Source organism: Comamonas odontotermitis, from assembly GCF_014207855.1.
Taxonomy (GTDB): Bacteria; Pseudomonadota; Gammaproteobacteria; order Burkholderiales; family Burkholderiaceae_C; genus Comamonas; species Comamonas odontotermitis_A.
This window is the reverse complement of the sequence record NZ_JACHKZ010000042.1, coordinates 1-22,879: the sequence shown is the minus strand read 5'-3', so window position 1 is coordinate 22,879 and position 22,879 is coordinate 1. Positions and strand designations below refer to the sequence as shown.

Genomic DNA, 22,879 nt, shown 5'->3' with positions numbered 1-22,879 from the left:
AAGGACAGCCCCGGCACAGCCAATGTACTGCGCTTTGAAGACAAGGCGGGCCAGGAGCAGCTGTGGCTGCATGCGCAGAAAGACCAGCTCACCGAGGTAGAGAACGATGAGTCGAAGTGGGTTGGTAGAGATCGTAGCAAGACGATTGACCGAGACGAATTCAACACCATCCACCGCGACAGAACCGAGATCGTTGATCGAAATGAAAAGATCAACGTGCACGGCTGGCGCACCGAAGAGGTGGACCTGGACGAGACCATCACCATCCACCAGAACCGCAAAGAGCGGGTGGACCACAACGAGACTATCTCGATTGGCGACAACCGCAAGGAAGATGTCGGCAAGAACGAAACCATAGACATCGGCCTGAACAAGAAAGAGACGATCGGTATCACCTATATGGAGAACACCGGCATCGCCAAGATGATGAACATTGGCATGGCCTATAGCCGCAACGTCGGGCTGGCCATGAACTCGCTGGTGGGGTTGATGCAGGCGAGCGAAGTGGGCCTGACCAAACAGCTCATGGTCGGTCAGACCTACTCGGCCACCATCGGCAAAAAAGTGGAGCTGAAGGTGGGAGAGCGTAAGGATGAAAGCGTAGGCAAAGTCTCTGTGCACACCGTTGGAGACCACTTTGAGCTGGTTTGCGGCAAAGCCAAGATCGTGCTTAAAAGCGATGGCGGCATCTACCTCAAGGGGGCCCATATCGAAATGCAGGCCGAGGATGGGATCAATGGCGATGCAAGCATGATCCAGTGGAACTGCGGAGCGAGCCAATCGCCGCCTGCTACCCCCAAGGGTGATGAAGATTCTGGCGATGGACCCGGCGATGGAGCATCTCCCTCGGGCGCTTCACCCGCAGGCGGTAATTCATTTGTGGCGGGGGCTGACGGAGGTGCACTGCCAGGGATGGGCGGCCTTGTAGGCATGGGCGGTGCCGCAGGCGGGCTGGGTGGACTGGCAGGTGCCATTGGAGGCATAAGCGGTGGTGCATTGGGCGCGGCTAGCACTGCGGCAGGTCTAGCCAGCTCCCTGGGTGCGGCGGCAGGAGGCAAGCTCGGGGCAGTCAGCAGCGCGCTGAATATGGCGGGCGGGTTGATGGGCGGCTCGGCGACCGCCTCTGCAATCCCTGCAGCAAGTCCATCCCCTGGGCCGCTCATCAACTTCTGACCAAGCCTGGCAGCACAGAGGCGCAGACGCGCCAAACCTTAAAACAACCCAATAACAAGTATCCGGAGAACTCTTCATGACAGGTTTGCCAGCAGCGCGCCAGACAGACATGACCAAGCACGGAGGGCCCATCACACAAGGCTCGCTCACGGTACATATTGGATCATCGGGAGGCGTAGCTTGCTCGACCTGCCCAGGAGGCGTATCGGTAGGCAACCCTGTCAACCCCATGCTGGGTGCCAAGGTGCAAAGCGGCGAAGTCGATCTGGCGCTTCCCGGCCCGTTGCCATTTGTGGTCTCGCGCGACTACTCCAGCTACCAGACCGACACCCCGGCGCCGGTTGGACTGCTGGGCCCGGGCTGGTGGCTGCCCACAGAAGTCGGCTTGCTGCAGACACAAGACTTGCTCACCCTCAACGACAGCAAAGGCCGCAGCATCCGGTTTGACCCGCTTGCGCCAGGGCAGGCCGCCTACAGCCGTAGCGAGAATCTGTGGATCGTGCGTGGTGGGCTGGATCGGCTCGATCTCAACAAAGAACTGCCTGTTTCTCGCCTGAATCTCGCGTGGATGGGACTGCATGAAGGCGACCGTCGCAATCCTGCGCTCTTCTTTGTCACCAACAACCTGCTAGGGCCCTGGTGGGTATTGGGCACGACTGCTCCGGCAGATCAGGTGACAGGCAAGCGTCTGCATCTATTCGGAATCAATGATCGCTTTGGCCGTTCGCTGCGGCTAAAGCGTAGCGCAGAAGGGCATGTCGTTGCCGTGCAGGATGGCGTGGGGCGTCAGTATCGGCTGGAGCTCAAAACAACATTGGCGGGCCTGGCAACCGAGGCCTCCGGGGGCTGGGGGGATGATTGTGGCGTGCGTTTGATGGCGGTATATCTGACCCATGATCCGCATGAGCCAGACCTGCCCCACCATCCACTGGTTCGTTACGAATACAGTCCGCGGGGCGAGCTCATCGCTGTTTATGGCCGAGACGGCAATCGAAATCGAGCCTTTCAATACCATCCTCAACTGCCAGGCCGCATGACGGCACATGCCTATGAAGGCAGGCCCCCCGTGCTTTATGTCTACAACGAAGCAGGCAAGGTGGTCGAGCAGCAGCGGCAAGGAGCACTGTCCTACCGCTTTGACTATGCGCAGGACTGCACCACCGTCACCGACAGCCTTGGCAGAAAAACAACCTACCACTTCGAAGGTGAAGCGGGCCTGCGCCGTGTGGTCAAACTAGAACATCCGGATGGCAGCACAACGCAAAGCCGATTCGACGCCAGCGGGCGCCTTACCGCCAGCATCGACGCTCTGGGGCGAGAGACCCGCTACGACCTCGATGTTGCCACCGGCAACCTCCTGGGCATCACCTCACCCGACGGGCTGCAAACCCGTTGGGATTACAACGCCCATGGCCAAGTCGTTCATGTTGCGAACCCGGGAGGGGCAAGCGAACACATCGAATACGACGCAATGGGGCGGCCCAGTGCCAGTGTTGACGCCCTGGGCCACACAACCCGCTATCGCTATGCCGAGCCGCAAAGCGAGACGCCCAATGCCATTGAAGATGCAAAAGGAGGTCAAAAGCACCTCACCTGGAGCGCGGCAGGCCTGCTCACCAGCTATACCGACTGCTCGGGCAGCACCACCCGCTACCGCTACAACCGCTGGGGCCAGCGCACCGAAACCACTGGCGAAGAAGGCGCGCGCAGCAGCAGCCGGTACGACGACCTGGGCCTGCTCGTGGCCCACACCAATGCGCTGAACCAAACCACCACCTATACCTACAACGCTGCCGCAGACCTGATCGGCGTCACCGCAGCCGATGGCACCAGCGTGGAATTCGGGCGCGATGCGCAGGGCCAACTGATCACCTACCAGTACGCAGATCGTGCCCAGCCACTGGTCCAACGCTTCCAATACGATACAGCGGGGCGCCTAACCCAACTCACCAATGAAAACGGTGCCCACACCACATTCGCGTACGACGCCATGGACCGACTCGTCCAACAGATCAACTTCGACGGCCGCACGCAAGGCTGGCACTACAACGCGGCAGGCGAAGTAACGCAAAGCCTGGATGAAAATCTGATCAGCCGCCACCAATATGACAAGATGGGCCGCTTGCTACAGCGCCAGACCTTCGTGCAAGAGCGGCCCCAAGACATCCAGCAGGAGCACTTTGCCTACGGCGAAGACGGCAGGCTGCAAAAGCCCTGGCATCGGACGGAGCTGGGTGGCAACACCATCACGGTGGAATTCATCCGTGACCCCGTAGGCCGCAACATTGAAGAAATCCAGTGCATTACCGGGCCGGATGGAAACCAATCCTGGAGCCATACCGTCAAGCGCGCCTTCAACGCACTGGGCATCGAATCGCAAACCCACTACGAAGGCTTGGCCGCCATCGAATGGCAGACCTACGGCGCGGGCCACCTGCATGGAGTGGTACTGGATGGCCGAAGCGTGATCGACTTCGAACGCGACAAACGCCACCGCGAAACGAAACGCCAGTTCGGCCCCACGCAAACCCAAAGTAGCTACGACGCGTTATCGCGCCTGACCTCTGTGCATACGCACAGCCCGCTCATCGGCGAGCAAGACTCCCTTGGGCGGCAGCACCACTACAACGCCGCTGGCCAGCTCACCCGCATAGAAACCGCCCAGGGCCTGCACCAGTATGGCTACGACAAAGCGGGGCGCCTGGTAGGCGCAATCCAGCCGGGTCTACCTGCGCAGCACTACCGGTTTGACCCCGCCGGTAATCGCCTGTTCGAAGAACGGCAGGTTCAGACGCCGCAATCAGATTGGGATGAAACCGTGCGCCAGCACATGCAGGATAAAAACTTCAACCTCCTGGGCAAGGGTAGCGTGCAGGACACCCATGGCGGCGAGCCCAAATGGATGGACAACCGCGTCAAGGACGACGGCGAGTACTACTACGAATATGACGCCTGGGGCAACCTCAGGCGCAAATACAAGGCAGAAGGCAACGAAGAGCACCGCTACCACTACGACAGCTACCACCGCCTCATCCGCTATACGCTCGAATCAGACACCCGGGTGCAAGGGGCGAACTACCACTACGACCCGTTTGGGCGCAGAGTGGCCAAACAGGTACAGCACGCAGACCAAGACGGCAACCTGATAGGCGATGCCAAAACCACCTACTACGGCTGGGACGGAGACCGCCTCGTGCTCACCGAGCACAACCAGCGGCAAATCCACACCATCTACGAGCCTGGCAGCTTTACGCCCCTGATCCGCGTTGAAGGAGACAAGGCGCAGCCCAAACGCACCCTCGCGCAAAAGCTGCAAGCCCAGAGCCAAACAATGGATCGCAAGACCCAGACCATACTCGAAGGCCTGGAGCAGGAATGGCGCGAAGACAGACTGAGCGCAGACTCGCAACAGTGGATGCAGCAGGCGCAACTGCAACCCGAAACCCTCAAGGCCATGCTGGATGAAAAGCCGCCCGGGCGCGAGCAGCAAATCCACCTGTACCAATGCGACCACCTGGGCACGCCATTGGCGTTGATCGACCAGCAGGGCAAGATCGCCTGGGCGGCCCGCGTGGGGCCATGGGGAGGTGTTATTGCGCAATACAACCCCGAGAACCTGGAGCAGCCCATCCGGCTGCCTGGGCAGCATGAGGACAGCGAAAGTGGGCTGTACTACAACCGGCATCGGTACTACGATGCGGTCAGAGGAAGTTATATCAATCAGGATCCCATTGGGTTGCTAGGGGGGATGAATACTTATGATTATGCAAAGGGTGCACCTATTAGACGAATTGATCCGAAAGGATTGGAGTGGAGATTGGGGGATTCTTTCCCGAAAGATTCTTCTGATCCAGATAGTCCACTCAATATGAATACAGTTTATTGTGAAAATGAAAATATAAAAATTAATGCAGGTAATTCCGGGTGTTGTCAAAATGTTCTTGGAACGACGATAGCACATGAGGAATCTCACAAAAAGGATATAATTAAAGCCAATCCTAATGTATGTAAGGGGAATAAGGGAGTTACTCAAATTGTTAATTCAGATGCAAGAGAACGTCTTGATTCGGAAAGGAAATCTCATGAGCTAGAGTTGGCAATACTGCAGGATGCTTTGAAAAATCCACCAGCCGGGTGCACGGTTCGTGGTATAGAGGCAGAGATAAGTGCAACTATGGATGGACTCTCTAAGGTTAAGGCTGGAACTTATCCGAAATAAAATGAAACGAATTTTCAACTATTTTTTTGCTATTGCCTGTGCAGCAATGAATGCATTCAATCCATCTCATGCAATGCAGAATGATAATGGGGCAGTCTTGGATTATTCTCTGAAGTTGTCTTTGAGTAAAGATGTAATACGGATTAATCTTGAGAATAAATCTCCTGTCAAAATGAGAATTAGAAAGGATGCCTTGCCGTCATCTTTGCTTATTAGAGGAATTCAGTTGTATGCATTTGTTGACTCGGAAGAGTTTACGCCTGTACCATTGTTTATGCCGATGGGAAGCAATCCTGAATTGATTTCCATCCTGCCTGGAGAGCATGTTTTAGGGGAAATAAAAATAAAAAGAATATTAAGGAATGGGTGCGATATTTTAAGTGTAAATCCAATCATTGTATTTTGGTTGTATTCTGCAAAAAGTGATAAGAATGTACTCCCTGCGTCGAATGGCATTTTTCGCATTAAGAGGGAGGATGTGACATGCGATTGAAGGCGGATTCAAGGACGAAGTGCAATACCGCTTAACGAGACATGGATTAGCTCGTGAGGTGCCTTGAATCCGGCCTGCAGCGGGCGCACGCGGAGCGCGTATGGGGATTTCGCTGGATCGGGCGCTCGCTGCAGTTAGCGGCTCACTCTAGTTTGTGGGATGCCACAGAATGAACAAAGCCCTGCGAGGGACTTCTTGTTCTGCGTGTGGCTCTGGAAGTGGACATTGAAGTGCTACGTTTGCCTTTTTCTCTATAGGAGGAATCGTTTTGAATCCGTCTAGTCCACTCATCGGCGAGGCCAATGCATTCAAACGCCAGCACCACTACAACGCCGCTGGCCAGCTCACCCGCATAGAAACCGCCCAGGGCCTGCACCAGTATGGCTACGACAAAGCGGGGCGCCTGGTAGGCGCAATCCAGCCGGGTCTACCTGCGCAGCACTACCGGTTCGATCCCGCCGGTAATCGCCTGTTCGAAGAAAGGCAGGTTCAGACGCTGCAATCAGATTGGGATGAAACCGTGCGCCAGCACATGCAGGATAAAAACTTCAACCTCCTGGGCAAGGGCAGCGTGCAGGACACCCATGGCGGCGAGCCCAAATGGATGGACAACCGCATCAAGGACGACGGCGAGTACTACTACGAATATGACGCCTGGGGCAACCTCAGGCGCAAATACAAGGCAGAAGGCAACGAAGAGCACCGCTACCACTACGACAGCCACCACCGCCTCATCCGCTATACGCTCGAATCAGACACCCGGGTGCAAGGGGCCAACTACCACTACGACCCGTTTGGGCGCAGAGTGGCCAAACAGGTACAGCACGCAGACCAAGATGGAAACCTCATAGGCGATGCTAAAACCACCTACTACGGCTGGGGCGGAGACCGACTGGTGCTCACTGAGCACAAACCAGCTGCAAATCCACACCATCTGCGAGCCTGGCAGCTTTACGCCCCTGATCCGCGTTGAAGGAGACAAGACGCAGCGAGAACAACGCACCCCCGCGCAAAAGCTGCAAGGCAACGGCAATACGATAGACAACGAGCAATGGGGATAAAAAATGGCCGTTGCCGGCCATGGGGAGAGAGAGGGTTGAAGGAGGCCTACATGCCCGAATAGTTCGGGCCGCCGCCGCCTTCCGGCGTTACCCACACGATGTTCTGTGTCGGGTCCTTGATGTCACAGGTCTTGCAGTGCACGCAGTTCTGCGCATTGATCTGCAGGCGCTGGGCCGAGCCGCCTTTTTCCTCGTCGGCCACAAACTCGTACACACCGGCAGGGCAGTAGCGCTGCTCGGGGCCGGCAAATTTGGCGAGATTCACATTGACGGGGATGGTGGCATCCTTGAGCGTCAAATGCGCGGGCTGGTTTTCGGCATGGTTGGTGTTGCTGATGAACACGCTGGAGAGGCGGTCAAAGGTCAGCTTGCCATCGGGCTTGGGGTATTCGATGGGCTGGCATTCAGACGCGGGCTTGAGGTAGGCGTGGTCGGGCTTGTCGCGGTGCAGGGTCCAGGGGATGTTGCCACGCAGCACGAACTGCTCCAAGCCATTCATGACTGAAGCGGTCACCAGTCCCTTCTTGAACCAGCTCTTGAAGTTGCGGCTCTTGTTGAGCTCGTCAAACAGCCAGCTCTTCTCGAATGCTGCAGGGTAGGCGCTCAGCTCGTCGCCCTGGCGGCCAGCCACGATGGCGTCGTACGCAGCCTCGGCGGCCAGCATGCCGGTCTTGATGGCAGCGTGGCTGCCCTTGATGCGGCTCACGTTCAGAAAGCCAGCATCGCAACCCACCAGCGCGCCGCCCGGGAACACGGTCTTGGGCAGGCTCATCAGGCCACCTGCGGTGATGGCGCGGGCGCCGTAGCCAATGCGCTTGGCGGGCTTGATGCCCTTGGCCTCGTCCCCTTCCAGGTAGTAGCGGATGTTGGGGTGGGTCTTCCAGCGCTGCATCTCTTCAAAGGGCGAGAGATAGGGGTTGGAGTAATCGAGGCCGGTAATGAAGCCGAGCGTGACTTTGTTGTCGTCCAGGTGGTAGAGGAAGGCGCCACCGTAGGTGTCGTTGTTCATCGGCCAGCCGGCGGTGTGCATGACAAAGCCCGGCTGGTGGCGCTGGGGATCGATTTCCCACAGTTCCTTGACGCCGATGCCGTAGGTCTGGGGGTCCTTGCCAGCGTCCAGCTGGTACTTGGCAATCAGTTGCTTGCCCAGGTTGCCACGCGCGCCTTCGGCAAAGATGGTGTATTTGCCGTGCAGTTCCATGCCGAGCTGGAAGTCATCGGTGGGGTTGCCGTCCTTGCCCACACCCATGTTGCCGGTGGCCACGCCCTTGACGGAGCCGTCTTCGTTGTAGATGACTTCGGCCGCGGCAAAGCCGGGGAAGATTTCTACGCCCAGGGCTTCGGCCTGGTCGGCCAGCCACTTGACGACGTAGCCCAGCTGCACGATGTAATTGCCTTCATTGTGAAAGCAGGGAGGCAGCAGCCAGTTGGGGGTGCGCAGGCCCGATTTCTCGGTGAGGAAGATCATGGCGTCTTCGGTCACGGGTTGCGTGAGCGGGGCGCCTTTTTCCTTCCAGTCGGGGATGAGTTCGGTGAGGGCTCGGGGGTCCATGATGGCGCCCGAGAGCGTGTGCGCGCCGGGCTCGGAGCCTTTTTCCAGCACCACGACGGAGACGTCCGTTCCCTTCTCCGCAGCCAGTTGCTTCAAGCGGATGGCGGTGGCCAGACCACCGGGGCCGCCGCCTACGATGACGACGTCGTACTCCATCGACTCGCGGGGGCCAAATTGGGCCAGTATTTCTTCGTTGGTCATCGGGGCTCCGTATCCGTAATTCTTGAAAAACGCTCAGGCAAATCACACTGCCATGCCTTGCGCGCATGGTGTCATGCAATGCCAAGGATTTTATGTGTATGTTGCAGTGCGGTAACTGCTTGGTTCCTAGGGTTAGCCCTAGATTATTGCGGTAAATGCGCGTCAGCACTCTGTTTTTCTGAGACGGCGGGTTCGCGTGGCTGAAAGTCCGCGACAGGCTGCCTTGTTGCGGTGCAGCAGCCGGGGCTTGCAGATCGTAAGATGGCGGGCATGAAAATCCTGCTGCCTGATCACAAACGCTGGGTGCACGACTCCCCCATGGAGGTTCGCTGGGGAGACATGGACTGCCTTGGCCACGTCAACAACACCGTGTACTTTCGCTACATGGAGAGCGCCCGAGTCGAATGGCTGCGCTCCACGCGCGAGACGCCGCACGACGGCAACCAGGGGCCGGTGGTCGTCAATTGTTTCTGCAACTACCTGCGCCAGATCGAGTATCCGGCGCAACTGGTGGTGAAGATGTCTGTGAGCGACCCGGCCCGCACGGCGTTCGAGACCTGGTACGAGATCGAGAAGGTGGGCGAGCCCGGCGTGGTGTATGCCAACGGCGGCGCCACGGTGATCTGGGTGGATTTTGATCGCCAGAAGGCCGTCGATCTGCCCGCGTGGATGCGCGCGATGCTGGATGGCTGACGGCAGTTTTGCTATTGAATGAACGGCTGCTGGCGTTTGATGCTTTAGCGCTGATGCATCATTGATCAATGATCCGGCGCGCAAAGTGCTCCAGGTAATCCATCAGCTGGTTGGAGCCCGCGACAGCTGCCGCCTCGTTGCCCGACGATATGCCCTGTGCAAACGCCAGATGGGCGCGGGCGCCTTCCATCAGGTCGCCTGCGTGCTGGTACGCATACCAGAAGCGTCGGCATTGCACGATGAGCGGAACCACACAGTTGACAGCAGGCAGATTGCGGCTGGCCAGGTGGCTGATGGTGTCGAGCTCATGGTCGGCGCGCATGTAGTCGTCGATGCGGCCGCGCTCTGCTGCGTCGTGCATGAGGGCTGCGCAGCGAACGATTTCCTCTCTCTGCTGGGTGGTGGCCCGGCGTGCGGCGCAGGCGGCAATCAATTGATCCAACACGCGGCGGGTGGCCACGATGTCCAGGTGGCCCGCCAGATCAATGCCAGATACCAACAGGCCGCGCCGGGGCTGCGGCTCGATCAGCCCGATGGACACCATCCGCAGCAAGGCCTCGCGCACCGGCGTGCGCCCCAGACCCGTGCGCTCGGCTATTTCGGCCTCGACCACCGGGCTGCCCGGCTGCAACTCCAGTGTGCAGATCAAGGCCTCTATGGCGTCATATGCAACATCGGCAGCCCGGCGCTTGGGAGGGGGAAGGGGCTTGGTTTTGACGGTGCGTGGGCTCATGGAATACGGAAAGAATGTCTGGCAGACGGTGAGGCCATCAGCGTCAAACAACGGATCGGATGCCGCGCAGCAAAGTCTACAGCCTAATTCCCCAGGCAAACGGATCACCATCTTCTATCAACAAATGTGCGTCTGCGCTGAGGTGGGCGCGTCCGCGGATGGTAGGCAGCACCTGGCCTTCGGCGCCTGGCTGGTAGCTGGCTTCGAACATGCTGCCGATCACGCTCGCCTGACGCCACACGGCGCCCGGCGCGAGCTTGCCGTCTGCTGCCAGGCAGGCCAGCTTGGCGCTGGTGCCGGTGCCGCAGGGCGAGCGGTCATAGGCCTTGCCGGGGCACAGCACAAAGCTGCGGCTGTCGGCGCTGTCGTCCGGGGCAAACAGCTCGATGTGGTCGATTTCGCCGCCATCGTCGCCGCGGATGCCTTGCGCCTCCAGCGCCTGGCGCACGGCCCAGGCGTAGTGGGTGAGGGCATCCAGGTTGTCGCTTTGCACACGCTGGCCGTGGTCGTTGACGAGAAAGAACCAGTTGCCACCCCAGGCAATGTCGCCGGTAACGGCGCCGATGCCGGGCACCTGCACGGTCAGGTTGTGGCGGTAGCGCCGGGCCGGTACGTTGTGCACGCTCACGCTGCCGTCTGCGTGCAGGTGTGCGGAGATATTGCCGACGGGGGTTTCGATGGTGTGTTCGCCGGGCCCGATGAGGCCCAGGTAGGCGAGCGAGGCCACGAGGCCGATGGTGCCGTGGCCGCACATGCCCAGGTAGCCGCTGTTGTTGAAGAAGATCACGCCTGCGGCATGCGCCGGGTTGACCGGCGCGCACAGCAGGGCTCCCACCACCACGTCGCTGCCGCGCGGCTCCAGCACCGTGGCTGCGCGCCAATCGTCGTGGCGCTCGGCCAGCAGGGCGCGGCGCTCGGCCATGCTGCCCGTGCCCAGGTCAGGAAAGCCATCGATCACCAGTCGGGTGGGCTCGCCGCCGGTATGGCTGTCGATGATATGGATTTTGTGCATGGCAGAAAGCTCCGGGGAGGGTGGCTGAAAAGGGGCGGAAAAATGCTCAGGCAAAACGCGCCGCGCTGAAGGGCGCCAGCGCGAGCGGCGGGGTGCGCTGGCAGGCCAGATCGGCCACCAGGCGGGCCGTTCCTGCCGATTGCGTGAGGCCCAGATGTCCATGGCCAAAGGCGTAGATGACGTTGGAGGTGGCGCTGGCCGTGCCGATGACGGGCAGGCTGTCGGGCATCGACGGGCGAAAGCCCATCCATTGCGTGCCGCCCTGGATATCGAGCTGCGGCAGAAAGCGCTGGGCCTTGCCCAGCATGGCGCGGGATCGCTCGAAGTTGGGCGGCAGTGCAAGCCCTCCCAGTTCCACGGCGCCGCCCACGCGAATGCCGTCGGCCAGCGGCGTCACGACGAAGGCGTGGTCGTTGAAGTAGAGCTGGCGTTGCAGTGCAAAGCCCTGCAGCGGCAGCGTGGTGTTGTAGCCACGCTCGGTATCCAGCGGCACTTTGTCGCCCAGGCTGGCAGCCAGCGGTTTGCTCCAGGCGCCGCAGGCCACAACCACCGTGCGGGCCTGCAGTACACGGCCATCGGCCAGATGCACCTGGGCGCCCGTGGGCGTGGTGGACAGCGCCCGGGCGTGGCCGGTGGTCAGCACTGCCCCGGTTTGCAAGGCGAGCTGTGCCAGCGCTTGCGTCAATTGCCTGGGGTTGCCCACCTGCGTGCCGTCGGGGGTGAACATGCCGTGCTGAAACTGCGGCGCCAGGCCGGGCTGCAGGTGGTCGATGTCGGTGCGGCCCACGCGGTGAAATTGGGCCCCCGCCTGCGCGCGGTTGTCCCAGTCCTTCTGCGCGGCTTGCAGGCTTGCCTCGGTGTCGTACAGATCGAGCGTTCCCACCTGCCGAAAATACGATTGCAGCGCGCGCTCGCGCATCACCTGCTGCATCTCCGTCTGGGCCAGATGCATCAGCTGCGTTTGCGCCGCGAGCGACTGCGCATAGGCCTGCGGCCTGCTGGCCCGCCAGAAGCGCCACAGCCAGGGCGTGATCTGCGCCAGATAGGCGGGGCGGATGCTGAGCGGCCCGAGCGGATCGAGCAGCCAGCCCGGCACCTTGCGAAACACGCCGGGCGCAGCCATGGGGCTGACCTCCGGAAAGGCCAGAATGCCCGCGTTGCCCTGGCTGGCGCCGTGCGCGATCTGCTGGTGCTCCAGCAGCGTGACCGAGCGGCCTTCGCGCTGCAGGTACCAGGCCGACATGGCGCCGATGATGCCGGCCCCGATCACGATGACATCGCAGGAGTTGCTTGCTTGCATGGAGGGCATTGTCAATCAAGAAAGGGCTGGTGCGGCGGGCATGGCGGGCGGTTTACAGCGAGGCGCCCACCTTGCGCAGCTCGGCAATGGCGGGGGCCTTGGGCAGCCAGATCTTGTCGTAGTCGCGGGCGAGGGCGGCTACGTCCAGCGAGGGCTCGCTGCGCATGGGGAAGTTGGTGGCCTTGAACTTGTCGATCAAGCCCAGCTCGGTGGTGACGATGTCCTTGATCTGCGCATCGAGAGACTGGCGCACCAGCTCGCGGATCAGCTCCTTGTCCTTGCTGTCCAGCTTGGCCCAGACGCGGCCGGACACCAGTGGCGCAAACGGCATGAACAGGGCATTCATCTGCAGCATGGCCTTGGCTACCTTGTCGTAGCGCTGGTTCCACGATAGTTCGATGTCGGCTTCCAGGCCGTCGACTTGGCCGTTGGCCATGGCGTCAAACACCTGCGGCGTTGGAATGGGCGTGGGCGCTGCGCCCAGCTGCTGGTAGAAGTCGCGGTAGGCGGGCGTCGGGTTGATGCGCAGCTTCATGCCCTTGATATCTTTGACGCCGGTGATGTCCTTGGTAGCAAACACCACCCGCATGCCGGTGATGCCCCAGCCCAGGCCGATGGTGCCGGTTTCCTTGGGCAGCACTTCCAGCAGCTTGAGGGCGGCGTCGTGGCGCACGAGCTTGGCGACATCGGTGGTGGAGCGCACCAGGTAGGGCGCATTGATGGCGGCGATGGTAGAGACGCGCGAGCCCAGCTCGGCAGCCTGAATCCATCCCATGTCCAGCGCGCCGGTCTGCATCTGCTGCATCATCGCCGCTTCGTTGCCCAACTGGCCGGAATGGAAGACGACAGCCGAGAGGCGGCCATTGGTCTCCTTCTTCAAAAGCTCCCCAAAAGCCAGCGCAGCGCGGTTCCAGGAGTGGCCGCCCGGCGTGATCAGGCCCAGCCGGAACTCCTTAGCCTGGGCGCGGGCCTGGCCGATGAAGGCGGGGGCTGCCAGTGCAGCGCTGCATTGCAAAAAACGGCGGCGTGAATGGGTCATGGAAAGCACCTTTCGAGGAGTTGCGGTTACTTGATCAGGGCCAGGGAAAGTTGCGGAAACAGCGACAGCAGCACCAGTGCGATGCAGCAGATCAGGAAGAACGGCAAGGTGACCAGAAACATCTTGCCCGGCTTGGCGCCGGTGACGGCAGCGGCCACGAAGAAGGACAGGCCCACCGGCGGCGACATCAGGCCGAGCACCAGGTTCACCACCACCACCACGCCAAAGTGACGCGGGTCAATGTGGTAGATCTCGGTGGCGATGGGCAGCAGGATGGGCACGGTCATGATGAGCCCGGGGATGCCGTCGATCACGGTGCCGATGACCAGCAGGATCACATTGGTGAGCAGCAAAAAGCTGACCGGGTCCTTGGCGACGGTCTGAATCCACGCAGCCGCTGCCTGCGGCACCTTGCCGTAGATGAGCAGCCACGAAAACACGGCTGCCGCCGCTACCAGAAACAGCACAATGGCCGAATACACGGCAGAGCGCAGCAGAATCTGCGGCAGCATGGCAAAGCGAAATTCCCGCGTCACGAACTTGCCCACCAGGGCCGATACCAGTGCGCCAACGGCTGCCGATTCGGTCGGGTTGGCAACGCCAGCCAGAATGGAGCCGACGATGACGATGGGAATGAGCAAGGTGGGGGATGCCTGTACGATGGTGCGGGCACGCTCGCGCAGGGTCTTGCGCTCGCTGCGCGGATAGTTGTAGATGAAGCCCATGCAGGCGATCACCAGGAAAAACAGCAGCGTCAGCAAAATGCCGGGCAGGATGCCCGCCATCAGCATGTCGCCCACGGCCACCTGGGCGAGCACGCTGTACACCACAAACATCACCGAAGGCGGAATGATGGGGCCCAGCATGCCGCCGTAAACGGTGACGCCTGCGGCAAAGGTCTTGTCGTACCCCTGGCGCTCCATCTCGGGAACCATGATCTTGCTCATGATGGCGACCTGCGCGGTTGCCGAGCCGATGATGGACGCCAACATCATGTTGGCCAGAATGTTGACGTAGGCCAGCCCCCCGCGCACCGAACCGACAAAGCCCATCGCCAGGCTGACCAGGCGCCGGGTGATGCCGCCACTGCTCATGATCTCGCCGATCAGGATGAACAGGGGAATGGCGATCAGGCCGTAGCTGTCCACACCGCCGAACATCTGTGTGGGAAAGGACTGGAAGAGGACGGTGGCGTCCGTGTCGACGATATAGACAATGCCCGCCAGACACAGGCACACGCCAATGGGCACGCCCAAAAGCATGATGGCAAGAAAGAAGATGCTGGTGATCATGGTGTGCGGGCGGGCGATTAATTGACGGTTTCTTCGGCGTTGCCCAGGTCGAACCCCTGGATGGTGGCGCGCGGCACCACGCCCATGTCTTCGGCCAGGTTGGCGGCGGCATGCACCGTAAAGCTCACGGCAAACAGCGCCACCACGATCTGCACCACCCAGGTGGGCCAGTTCAGGGTCTGCGTGCGCTCGGTGTAGAGAAAGTTGAAGCTCTCGGCGGCATAGGCCTTGGCGTCGAAGCCGAAGCTGGCGATGCCCACCGGATCCAGCCAGACCCAGCACATGGCGATCATGGCCAGGCCAAAGAGCAGTACGCACAGCGTGGCGGCCATCTTGAGCCAGCGCGCAGCGCGCTCGCCCACGGCATCGGTCAGCAAGGTGACGGCAAAGTCCAGCCGCAGCCGGGTCATGGCCGATGCACCGATGAAACACAGCCACACCACCAGATACACCGCCGCCTCGTCTACCCAGTAGATGGGCATGCCGCTGTAGCGCGTGGCCACGTTCAGCAGAATCAGTGCCGCAATCAACCCCATGAGCCCGGTCAGCGCCCAGCGCTCCAGGCCCAGGATGGCAGCAGAGGCCCCCTGCAGGCTGCGGGCCCACAGCGGGCCCGCCAGTGCTTCATTGCCTGTATGTTCTTGTGAAGGCATGGCGGGCTGCCGGTTCAGTCGACCGAGCGGTACTGGGCCGGACGGGTGGCCAGGGCCTGGTTCACGATGCGGGTGATGAACTCGCGTTCTTCGCCCACCACCGGCATGCGCGGCAGGCGCATGTGCTCGCTGCCCATGCCCGCCAGCACGTCGATCAGCTTGAGGTTCTGCACCAGCTTGTTCGAGACATCGAGGTGCAGCATTGGCGTCATCCACTGGTAAAGCTTGAGGGCTTCGTCAAACTTCTTGGCCTTCATCAGGTCGTAGAGCGCCACCGTCTCGCGCGGGAAGGTGCAGCCCACGCCGGCGAGCAGGCCGTCAGCGCCCAGGGCCAGGGCTTCGTATGCGAGATCGTCCACGCCGCAGAACAACTGGTAGCGGTCGCCCACGGTGTTGCGCAGGTCGGTGATGCGGCGGATGTCGCCGGTGCTTTCCTTGATGGCGGCAATGTACGGGTTGTCTGCCAGCTCGGCAAAGTGCTCGGGCTTGAGGTCCACGCGGTAGGCGACCGGGTTGTTGTAGACCATGATGGGCTTTTGGGCTGCATTGGCCATGGCGCGCACGTTGGCCATCGCCTCGCGGGAGTCGGCCACATAGATCACCGAGGGCATCACCATGAAGCCTGCCACGCCCAGCTTGTTGGCGCCGTCGATGTAGCGCAGCGCTTCGCGGGTGCTGGTTTCCGACACATTGGCCAGCACCGGCACGCGGCCGCCCGAGGCATCGAGCGCGATTTTCGCCACCTCCAGCTTCTCTTCCAGCGACAGCGTGCTGGCCTCGCCCAGCGATCCACAGGTCACGACGCCGTGGATGCCATTGCGGATCTGGAAATCGATGTGCCGGGCCGTGCCTTCGGCATCGATGCTTTCATCGGCGTGGAACTTGGTGGTGACGGCAGGAAAGATGCCTTGCCAGCGTGGATTGCTCATGCGTGTGCTCCTGATATAGATGTGGATCGCCCGGTTGAAGTTGTTAAATATATTAATGAGATATTTGAAATATCTGATAGGTATTTTCGAGCACGGGAAAAGCACGTTATGCGGCTGGCGCAATTGGGTGTAAAGGGCGTGGGGAGGGCGTGGTGAGAATGGCTGTACAGCCCTGGCTTGCCAACCCCCCCACGCAGCGGAGATGGCCGGCGCGATAACGCCAAGGAGCCCTCGGGTTGTGCCCGCACCCGTACCCGCCCACAGGGCCTTCCTGCGAGGCGATGGGAAATCAGCCAGCCATGGCTTGCGAGTGATGGGCTACGGGATGGCGGAAAAATGGACCGTCAGCGGTCTGCGCCCGCCGCTTTTGCCGCAGGTGCCTGCCAGCGCGCCACAAACCAGAAATAAAAGCCTGCCCCTGAAAAAATGGCCGCCAGTACGCCCAGCAGCAGTTGCATGTCGGGGTGGTCGGCGTAAGGGCCCCAGAGCAGGCGGGCCAGCAGAACGAGCACCACGATGGCGGAGATCACCGCGCAGCGCCGGTTGCGGGCCAATACCTTGCGCTCTGCCTGGGCGATGAACTTCAAGGCGTGATCGCCGCTGAAGCCCGCAGCCTCCAGCTTGGCCAGCAGGTCTTCGCGCGACTTGCCTTTGCGGATATCGCGGGCAAGCAGAAAGCGCAGGATGGAGTTGGATGCAGAACCGGCCATGGCAATGAGAAAACGCTGAAAAAGGATGCCCGGCTTGTTATGGGTGTGTGCTTGGGCGTTGCAGGGATCGCCATTGTGCCTGCGCCGCAGGCGGCACGCGGCTCCCCAGGGCCCATCTGCGGCCTCTTCACAAAGCGGATTGGGCTACGGGTTTACGCTGATTTTGGTATGAATGACGAAATTAAAAGATAAATTGACTATATAAAACAAATAATATGACGCTTTAATGCGTTCATATTGACATGAATTACTTGTAACATTTCTCCATCCAGATTGCGGATTCAAGGAGAAAATCATGGGCGACAAAGCCAAGAAAAAACTGGGAAAAGCCGACAAATCGACGGCGACGACACTGGCGGCAGCATCTGCCCCGGCCAAGACGGGCACGCCAGCGAACACGGAGGTGAAGAAAGTCACCATTCTGGGCGCCGGAAAAATCGGCTTTGCGATGGCGGTGCTGCTGCAGGTAGCGGGCGGCTACCAACTGCGCATGGCAGACCAGTCCAAGGCCCAGCTCAAGGCCGTTGCGGCGCTGGGCGTGGAAACGGTGCACATCGGCAAGGGAGACGACCTGGCTGTGGCAATGCAAGGGCAGTTTGCCGTCCTCAACGCCTTGCCTTTCCACATGGCTATTGAAGTGGCCACCCTGGCCGCCAAGCTGGGCGTGCATTACTTCGATCTGACCGAAGACGTGCAATCCACCCACGCGATTCGCAAGCTGGCGGCCAAGGCCAGCAGCGTGCTCATGCCGCAATGCGGCCTGGCGCCGGGCTTCATCGGCATCGTGGGCAACGATGTGGCCCAGCACTTTGACGTGCTGCACGACCTGAAGATGCGGGTGGGCGCATTGCCCCGCTACCCGCAGGGCACCTTGCGCTACAACCTGACCTGGAGCACCGAGGGCCTGATCAATGAATACATCAACCCCTGCGAGGCCCTGGTGGATGGCGAACCGCTGACCGTGCATGCGCTCGAAGGCCTGGAGACCTTTGCGCTCGATGGCATCGAATACGAGGCCTTCAACACCAGCGGCGGCCTGGGCACACTGACCGAAACCTGGGCCGGCAAGGCCCGCAATGTGGATTACAAGTCGATCCGCTACCCCGGCCACTGTGCCATTCTGAAGCTGTTGCTCAACGAGTTGAAGCTGCGCGACCAGCGCGAACTGCTCAACAAGATCTTCGACAGCGCCATTCCCGCCACGCGCCAGGATGTGATCGTGATCTTTGCCAGTGCCACGGGCCGCAAGGGCGAGCGTCTGATGCAGGAATCCTATTCCGCCCGCATCGTAGGCACCACGGTTGCGGGCCATGCGCTCACCGCCATCCAGCTGACAACGGCCGCTGGCATTTGCTGCGCACTCGATCTGGTGGCGGGCCAGGTGCTGCCGCAAAAGGGCTTCATCGGCCAGGAATCCATCCGGTTTGCGGATTTCATCGACAACCGCTTTGGCCAGTACTACCGCGCACAGGACCTGAACGCGGCACTGGCGGCATAAACCCCAGCGGTCTGAAGGAGCTGCTCGCGCCTGCATGGTTGGCGCGGGCAGCTTTTTTTTTGGGGATCGCAAAAGCTTTTCGCCCTGGAGGCCGCGGTGACCGTGGCAGTGCAAGGGGTCCATGAAGGCGGGTGGCCTCTTAGCCGTGACATATATCAAGAAATGTCGCTCCCCAGGCAAACGCGCATTGCCTAGTTGAAGTCTCCACGGTAGATTCCGTGCGCTTTATGACGAATTGTCAGTCATGTAAGACTATGATTCAAATTTGACTGGCAGAACACGGTTTTTGCACTCGCACAGTACGCGGTGCTCTGGCGGCCAGCGGGACTTCATCGAGGGAAAGGTTTTATGGTTGATTACAACAAACAGGCTAATGCATCGGTGGCGACAGAGGCGTTGGAGCCGCTTGCCCGTCCAACACGCCGCCAGCTGCTGGCCACGCTGGGCGCTGCCGCCGGGGCAGGCGTTGCCGGCTGGTTGCCCACCAGTGCGCAGGCCGCACCCACCACCTTGCAATGCGCGGGCGCCTATACCGATGCGCTGTTCCACACGCAGAACCTGCAGCAGTTTGCCAAGCAGGCCGGGGAGGGGAGCAAGGGCGCGCTGCAGATCAATGTGGTCACCAATGCCAAGCTGATGCCCATGACCGAGGTCATGCCCGCGCTCAGCAAAGGCGATTTGGCCATTGGCGAGATTTTCATGTCCAATTTTGCGCAGCAGTACCCGCTGCTGGGCATTGATTCATTGCCCTTCATCGTGCGCAGCTTTGATGACGCCAAGCGCCTGTGGGAAGCCACCCGCCAGCCGATCGAAGCCTTGCTGCAAAAGCAGGGCATCCGCGTGCTCTATACCGCGCCATGGCCCGGCCAGGGCCTGTTTGCGCGTGCACCGGTCAACAAGCTCGAAGACGTGAAGGGCCAGAAGTTCCGCGTCAACAACGACGCTACCAAGTTCATTGCCCAGGTTGCGGGCGCCACGCCGGTCGATACGGCGGCCAATAACCTGGCCAAGGCGATTCAGAGCGGTCAGGTCGATGTGATGGTGACATCGAGCACCACTGGTGTGGACAGCCAGTCGTGGAACGCCATGGGCATTTTTGTGGACATGCGCGCCTGGATTCCCAAGAACCTGATCCTGATGAGTGAAAAGCACTGGGCCAAGTTGCCGGAAGACGCCAAGAAGTCGTTGGAAGCCGCCTCCAGGCAGGCCGAGGCGCGCGGCTGGCAACTGGCGCGTGATGCGGATGATGCGGCCCAGCGCGTGTTGGTGGAGCATGGCACCAAGATCAGCCAGCCCAGCTACGAGCTGCGCCGCACACTCGATCTGATGGGCGAGAAGTTTGCCCGCGAATGGTCAAGCAAGGCTGGAGTGGAAGGCGCGAGCGCGCTGATTACCTATTACTTTCCCAGCAGCAAGAGCTGATCTGGCAGCAAATGCTCTGGCTGTCCCTGCTGCTTCGCTTTGCCTTGCCTGCGGGGTAGACATCCAGGCATTCATGTAGAAAGAGCTGCCTGCGCTTGTCTGTAAAGCGCAGGCAGCTGTTTATTTTGCAGGGCCTATCTGATGTTCTCGGTGTGCCTATCTGGTGACCGATGAAAGGCGGAGTGATGCAGCGGGCTTACTTGGCGTACATCGCAGCGATCTCGCCAGCATACTTCTGCATCAGCTGCGGGCGGCGGAGCTTCAGTGTCGGGGTCATCAGGCCGTTGTCTACGGTCCAGGGCTCGGTCACCAGTTGCACGGCGCGGGGCACCGCGTATTTGGCAAAGCCGTGGCACAGGTTTTCAATGCGCTGCAGCACCGCCTTGCGCACGGCCGGGGCCTGCAGGCTTACGCTATTGTCGGGGTCAAGGCCGTGGCTCGCAGCCAGCTGCTTCCATTCTTCGCGGTTGACGACGGCCACGCAGGCGATGAAAGGCTGGTGCTCGCCCACCACCATGGTCTGCTCGAACAGTGGGTCAGCGCATAGCGCCTGTTCGATATCGCCGGGCGGCACCTTCTCGCCGGTGGCGGTCACGATGATTTCCTTGATGCGGCCGACAATGCGCACCTCACCATCGATGATCTCGGCCTGGTCGCCGGTTTTCAGCCAGCCGTCGTCGGTAAACGCCTTTTGCGTGTCTTCGGGGCGGTTCCAATAGCCCACCATCACATTGGGGCCCCGTGCCTGGAGTTCCTTGTTCTCACCGATGCGCACTTCCATGCCTGCCAAAGGCTTGCCCACGGTGGACGGGTCATTGTGTTCCAGCGAGTTGGCGGTCAGCACGGGAGAGGTCTCGGTCATCCCGAAACCCTGCACCAGTTGCAGACCCAGGCCCAGGAAGCTGTGCGACACCACGGGCGGAATGGCAGCCCCCCCGGTGACGGCGATGCGCAGGCGCCCGCCAAACAGATCCAGAATCGGCTGCGCTACGCGCTTTTGCAGAAAGCTCCATGGTAAAAGGCGCGCCAGGCCGCCCTGGGGCGCATCCTTGTTGGCAAGGCCATGGGCCTCGCAATGGCGCTCCCAGCCCTTGGAGCAGGCTGCAGCAAACAGCGTGCGCTTGAAGGCAGCGCCTGCGAGCTTTTCCTGAATCTTTGCGTAAATGCGCTCATAGATGCGCGGCACCGACACGAGGATGGTGGGCCGGATGGCCAGCATGTCTTCGGCCAGCTGCGCCACCGAGCGCGCATATACCACGGTGCTGGCCACGGCCATGGGCAGGTAGTAGCCGCAGGTGCGCTCAAAGGTATGGGAGACGGGCAGAAAGGACAGGAACACATCGTCCTGTGTCGGCACCACGCGGCCCAGAACGGCCTTCACGTCGCTCATCACATTGCGGTGGCTCAGCATCACGCCCTTCGGTTTGCCGGTAGTGCCGCTGGTGTAGACGATGGCAGCCAAGTCTTGGGGCTGTGCAGATTGCACAGGCTTCGACTCTGTCACTGCATCTGCACTGCCCGATTCCTGAAGCCAATCCTGCAGGCGAACAACGCGTAAAGCGACCGCCCCATCTGCGCCAGAAGCGCCTGTTTCGATAGCGGGCTGGTTGGGGTCATCCACCACCACACAGCGCAGGGCTGGTAGCGGCGTACCGGTGGCGGCAATCTTCTGCCATGCCTCCAGCCGGTTGACGAGCAGCAGCGAAGCGCCTGCGTCTGCCAGGATGAAGGCGATATTGCCCGGATTGTCGTTCGCGTGCAGCGGTACGGTAACACAGCCCTGGGCAAGGCCTGCCTGGTCGATGCAGATGGCGTGCACGCTGTGGGTGAGCAGGGTGGCGATGCGGGCGCCGCGTTCAAGTTGCAGGTTGCCGATGGCTTGTGACCATGTAGCAACCGCCTGTTGCATATCGCTCCAACTGAAGGACTGCCATTGGTTGCTGGGAGCGTCGAACCAGCGATAGGCCTCACGGGCCGGGGTGGTGTTGCAGCGGTACTGAAAAAGCGCGGGCAGGGTGTCAATGGTGCGCAGATCGGGCATCTGGCCGTGGCTCGTCGTCATGTACTTCAATTCTCCTTATGGTAATCATCGCATCGATTGGCTTGTGTTCGGGGCAAGGCGGGCTGTGAACGATCGTTGCGGCCTACCGGTATGCGATGGCCGCGATTGTCGATGCGCGCCGCGTCGGGCTCGCTTTTTAGTGCTGAGGTTGATGGAGGGTGGCAGACAGGTATCTCCAACCGATACTTTTGCCGCTGAAATACCCAATCATCCTGCAAGAGCCCAAACCAGAAGCCCGATTGCGACAACGATCAGCAGGGTTGCTATGGAGCCACGGCGACTGCCGGGCATTTGTGTTGGCGTGGCAACTGCCGTCGCAATATTTGCACTGCGGTCCATGCGGGCCAACTCTTCCTCATCCATGGGGGCGGCACGCTCCCATTCCTCCACGGCGCGGCGGGCTGCTGCGTAATCGCCTTCTGCCACCAGCAGCCGCACCAGGCTACCAGCGGGCAACTCGCCCACAGCGCCTTGCAGATGCTCACCCTGTACATGGCTGGCAATGCCATGCTGGCGCAGCACATCCTGCAGCACATGGGCCTGGATAGCTCCAGAGGGTTCGTACACGCTGCGCATCGGTGTCTCCTGAAATTGAATATTGATAGAACACTGCTCTCGACTGCTCTCGACTGCTCCGCTATGCGCTTGTCGCGCACCTTGGTCACCGGCATCCGGGTTTTACAGACTGCTTGCAGACGGTTTTTGAAATGAATGAACAGATGGTAAATGTTTTGTAAATATGCATGGCTTTGTTGCATAAATCGGTTTGAGACTGAGTCTCCCCAAACCCCAGACGTAGTTATGCCACGGCCACCGTTTGGGGCGTGCCCAGCTCGG

General features: G+C 60.7%; 18 protein-coding genes. 7 read left to right on the top strand and 11 right to left on the bottom strand.

Going from position 1 to position 22,879, the window contains the following annotated elements:
- From HNP33_RS19740 to HNP33_RS19725, 4 genes are all read left to right on the top strand, one after another.
- Window positions 1–1,173 (top strand): bacteriophage T4 gp5 trimerisation domain-containing protein (locus tag HNP33_RS19740; protein ID WP_418903865.1); only part of this gene is annotated, 1,173 nt, incomplete at its 5' end.
- Window positions 1,174–1,249: 76 nt separating this feature from the next.
- On the top strand, window positions 1,250–5,392 hold the full coding sequence (locus tag HNP33_RS19735; protein ID WP_221452146.1) for an RHS repeat-associated core domain-containing protein: 4,143 nt from the start codon (window positions 1,250–1,252) through the stop codon (window positions 5,390–5,392).
- Between the two features lies 1 nt (window position 5,393).
- A complete protein-coding gene (locus tag HNP33_RS19730) occupies window positions 5,394–5,885 on the top strand; it encodes a hypothetical protein (RefSeq protein ID WP_184711558.1) in 492 nt (163 codons plus the stop codon).
- A gap of 268 nt (window positions 5,886–6,153) precedes the next feature.
- A complete protein-coding gene (locus tag HNP33_RS19725) occupies window positions 6,154–6,858 on the top strand; it encodes an RHS repeat domain-containing protein (protein ID WP_184711559.1) in 705 nt (234 codons plus the stop codon).
- A gap of 134 nt (window positions 6,859–6,992) precedes the next feature.
- Here HNP33_RS19725 and HNP33_RS19720 read toward each other — a convergent pair whose 3' ends face one another.
- On the bottom strand, window positions 6,993–8,699 hold the full coding sequence (locus tag HNP33_RS19720) for an electron transfer flavoprotein-ubiquinone oxidoreductase (RefSeq protein WP_184711560.1): 1,707 nt from the start codon (window positions 8,697–8,699) through the stop codon (window positions 6,993–6,995).
- A 270-nt stretch (window positions 8,700–8,969) separates the two neighbouring features.
- Between HNP33_RS19720 and HNP33_RS19715 the strand changes: the two genes are divergently transcribed.
- Window positions 8,970–9,392, top strand: a complete 423-nt coding sequence (locus tag HNP33_RS19715; protein ID WP_184711561.1) for an acyl-CoA thioesterase — start codon at window positions 8,970–8,972, stop codon at window positions 9,390–9,392.
- Between the two features lie 58 nt (window positions 9,393–9,450).
- Here the strand turns inward: HNP33_RS19715 and HNP33_RS19710 are convergent, their stop codons facing one another.
- The 8 genes from HNP33_RS19710 to HNP33_RS19675 form a co-directional block, all read right to left on the bottom strand.
- Window positions 9,451–10,125, bottom strand: a complete 675-nt coding sequence (locus HNP33_RS19710) for a GntR family transcriptional regulator (protein WP_184711562.1) — start codon at window positions 10,123–10,125, stop codon at window positions 9,451–9,453.
- 76 nt (window positions 10,126–10,201) lie between these two features.
- Complete coding sequence (locus HNP33_RS19705) at window positions 10,202–11,137, bottom strand: 4-hydroxyproline epimerase (RefSeq protein ID WP_184711563.1); 936 nt, start codon at window positions 11,135–11,137, stop codon at window positions 10,202–10,204.
- A 46-nt stretch (window positions 11,138–11,183) separates the two neighbouring features.
- The gene (locus HNP33_RS19700; protein ID WP_184711564.1) at window positions 11,184–12,437 is read right to left on the bottom strand and encodes an NAD(P)/FAD-dependent oxidoreductase; all 1,254 of its coding nucleotides are present in this window, start codon (window positions 12,435–12,437) and stop codon (window positions 11,184–11,186) included.
- Window positions 12,438–12,489: 52 nt separating this feature from the next.
- Window positions 12,490–13,476: a TRAP transporter substrate-binding protein gene (locus tag HNP33_RS19695; protein WP_184711565.1), complete on the bottom strand. Its 987-nt coding sequence runs from the start codon at window positions 13,474–13,476 to the stop codon at window positions 12,490–12,492.
- Between the two features lie 26 nt (window positions 13,477–13,502).
- On the bottom strand, window positions 13,503–14,768 hold the full coding sequence (locus tag HNP33_RS19690) for a TRAP transporter large permease (protein ID WP_184711566.1): 1,266 nt from the start codon (window positions 14,766–14,768) through the stop codon (window positions 13,503–13,505).
- Between the two features lie 17 nt (window positions 14,769–14,785).
- Window positions 14,786–15,421: a TRAP transporter small permease gene (locus HNP33_RS19685; protein ID WP_184711567.1), complete on the bottom strand. Its 636-nt coding sequence runs from the start codon at window positions 15,419–15,421 to the stop codon at window positions 14,786–14,788.
- 14 nt (window positions 15,422–15,435) lie between these two features.
- Window positions 15,436–16,350: a dihydrodipicolinate synthase family protein gene (locus tag HNP33_RS19680; protein WP_184711568.1), complete on the bottom strand. Its 915-nt coding sequence runs from the start codon at window positions 16,348–16,350 to the stop codon at window positions 15,436–15,438.
- Between the two features lie 344 nt (window positions 16,351–16,694).
- Complete coding sequence (locus HNP33_RS19675) at window positions 16,695–17,060, bottom strand: hypothetical protein (RefSeq protein WP_184711569.1); 366 nt, start codon at window positions 17,058–17,060, stop codon at window positions 16,695–16,697.
- Window positions 17,061–17,355: 295 nt separating this feature from the next.
- Here HNP33_RS19675 and HNP33_RS19670 point away from each other — a divergent pair, with 295 nt between their 5' ends.
- Entirely contained in the window at window positions 17,356–18,558 is a 1,203-nt protein-coding gene (locus tag HNP33_RS19670) for a saccharopine dehydrogenase family protein (protein WP_184711570.1), read from the top strand.
- 348 nt (window positions 18,559–18,906) lie between these two features.
- On the top strand, window positions 18,907–19,980 hold the full coding sequence (locus HNP33_RS19665; protein WP_184711571.1) for a TRAP transporter substrate-binding protein: 1,074 nt from the start codon (window positions 18,907–18,909) through the stop codon (window positions 19,978–19,980).
- A 196-nt stretch (window positions 19,981–20,176) separates the two neighbouring features.
- On the opposite strand, the gene HNP33_RS19660 is transcribed toward HNP33_RS19665, so the two are convergent.
- Window positions 20,177–22,042, bottom strand: coding sequence for an AMP-dependent synthetase/ligase (locus HNP33_RS19660; RefSeq protein ID WP_184711572.1), 1,866 nt, complete (start codon window positions 22,040–22,042; stop codon window positions 20,177–20,179).
- A gap of 207 nt (window positions 22,043–22,249) precedes the next feature.
- On the bottom strand, window positions 22,250–22,618 hold the full coding sequence (locus HNP33_RS19655) for a DUF2007 domain-containing protein (protein WP_184711573.1): 369 nt from the start codon (window positions 22,616–22,618) through the stop codon (window positions 22,250–22,252).
- Window positions 22,619–22,879 lie beyond the last annotated feature (261 nt).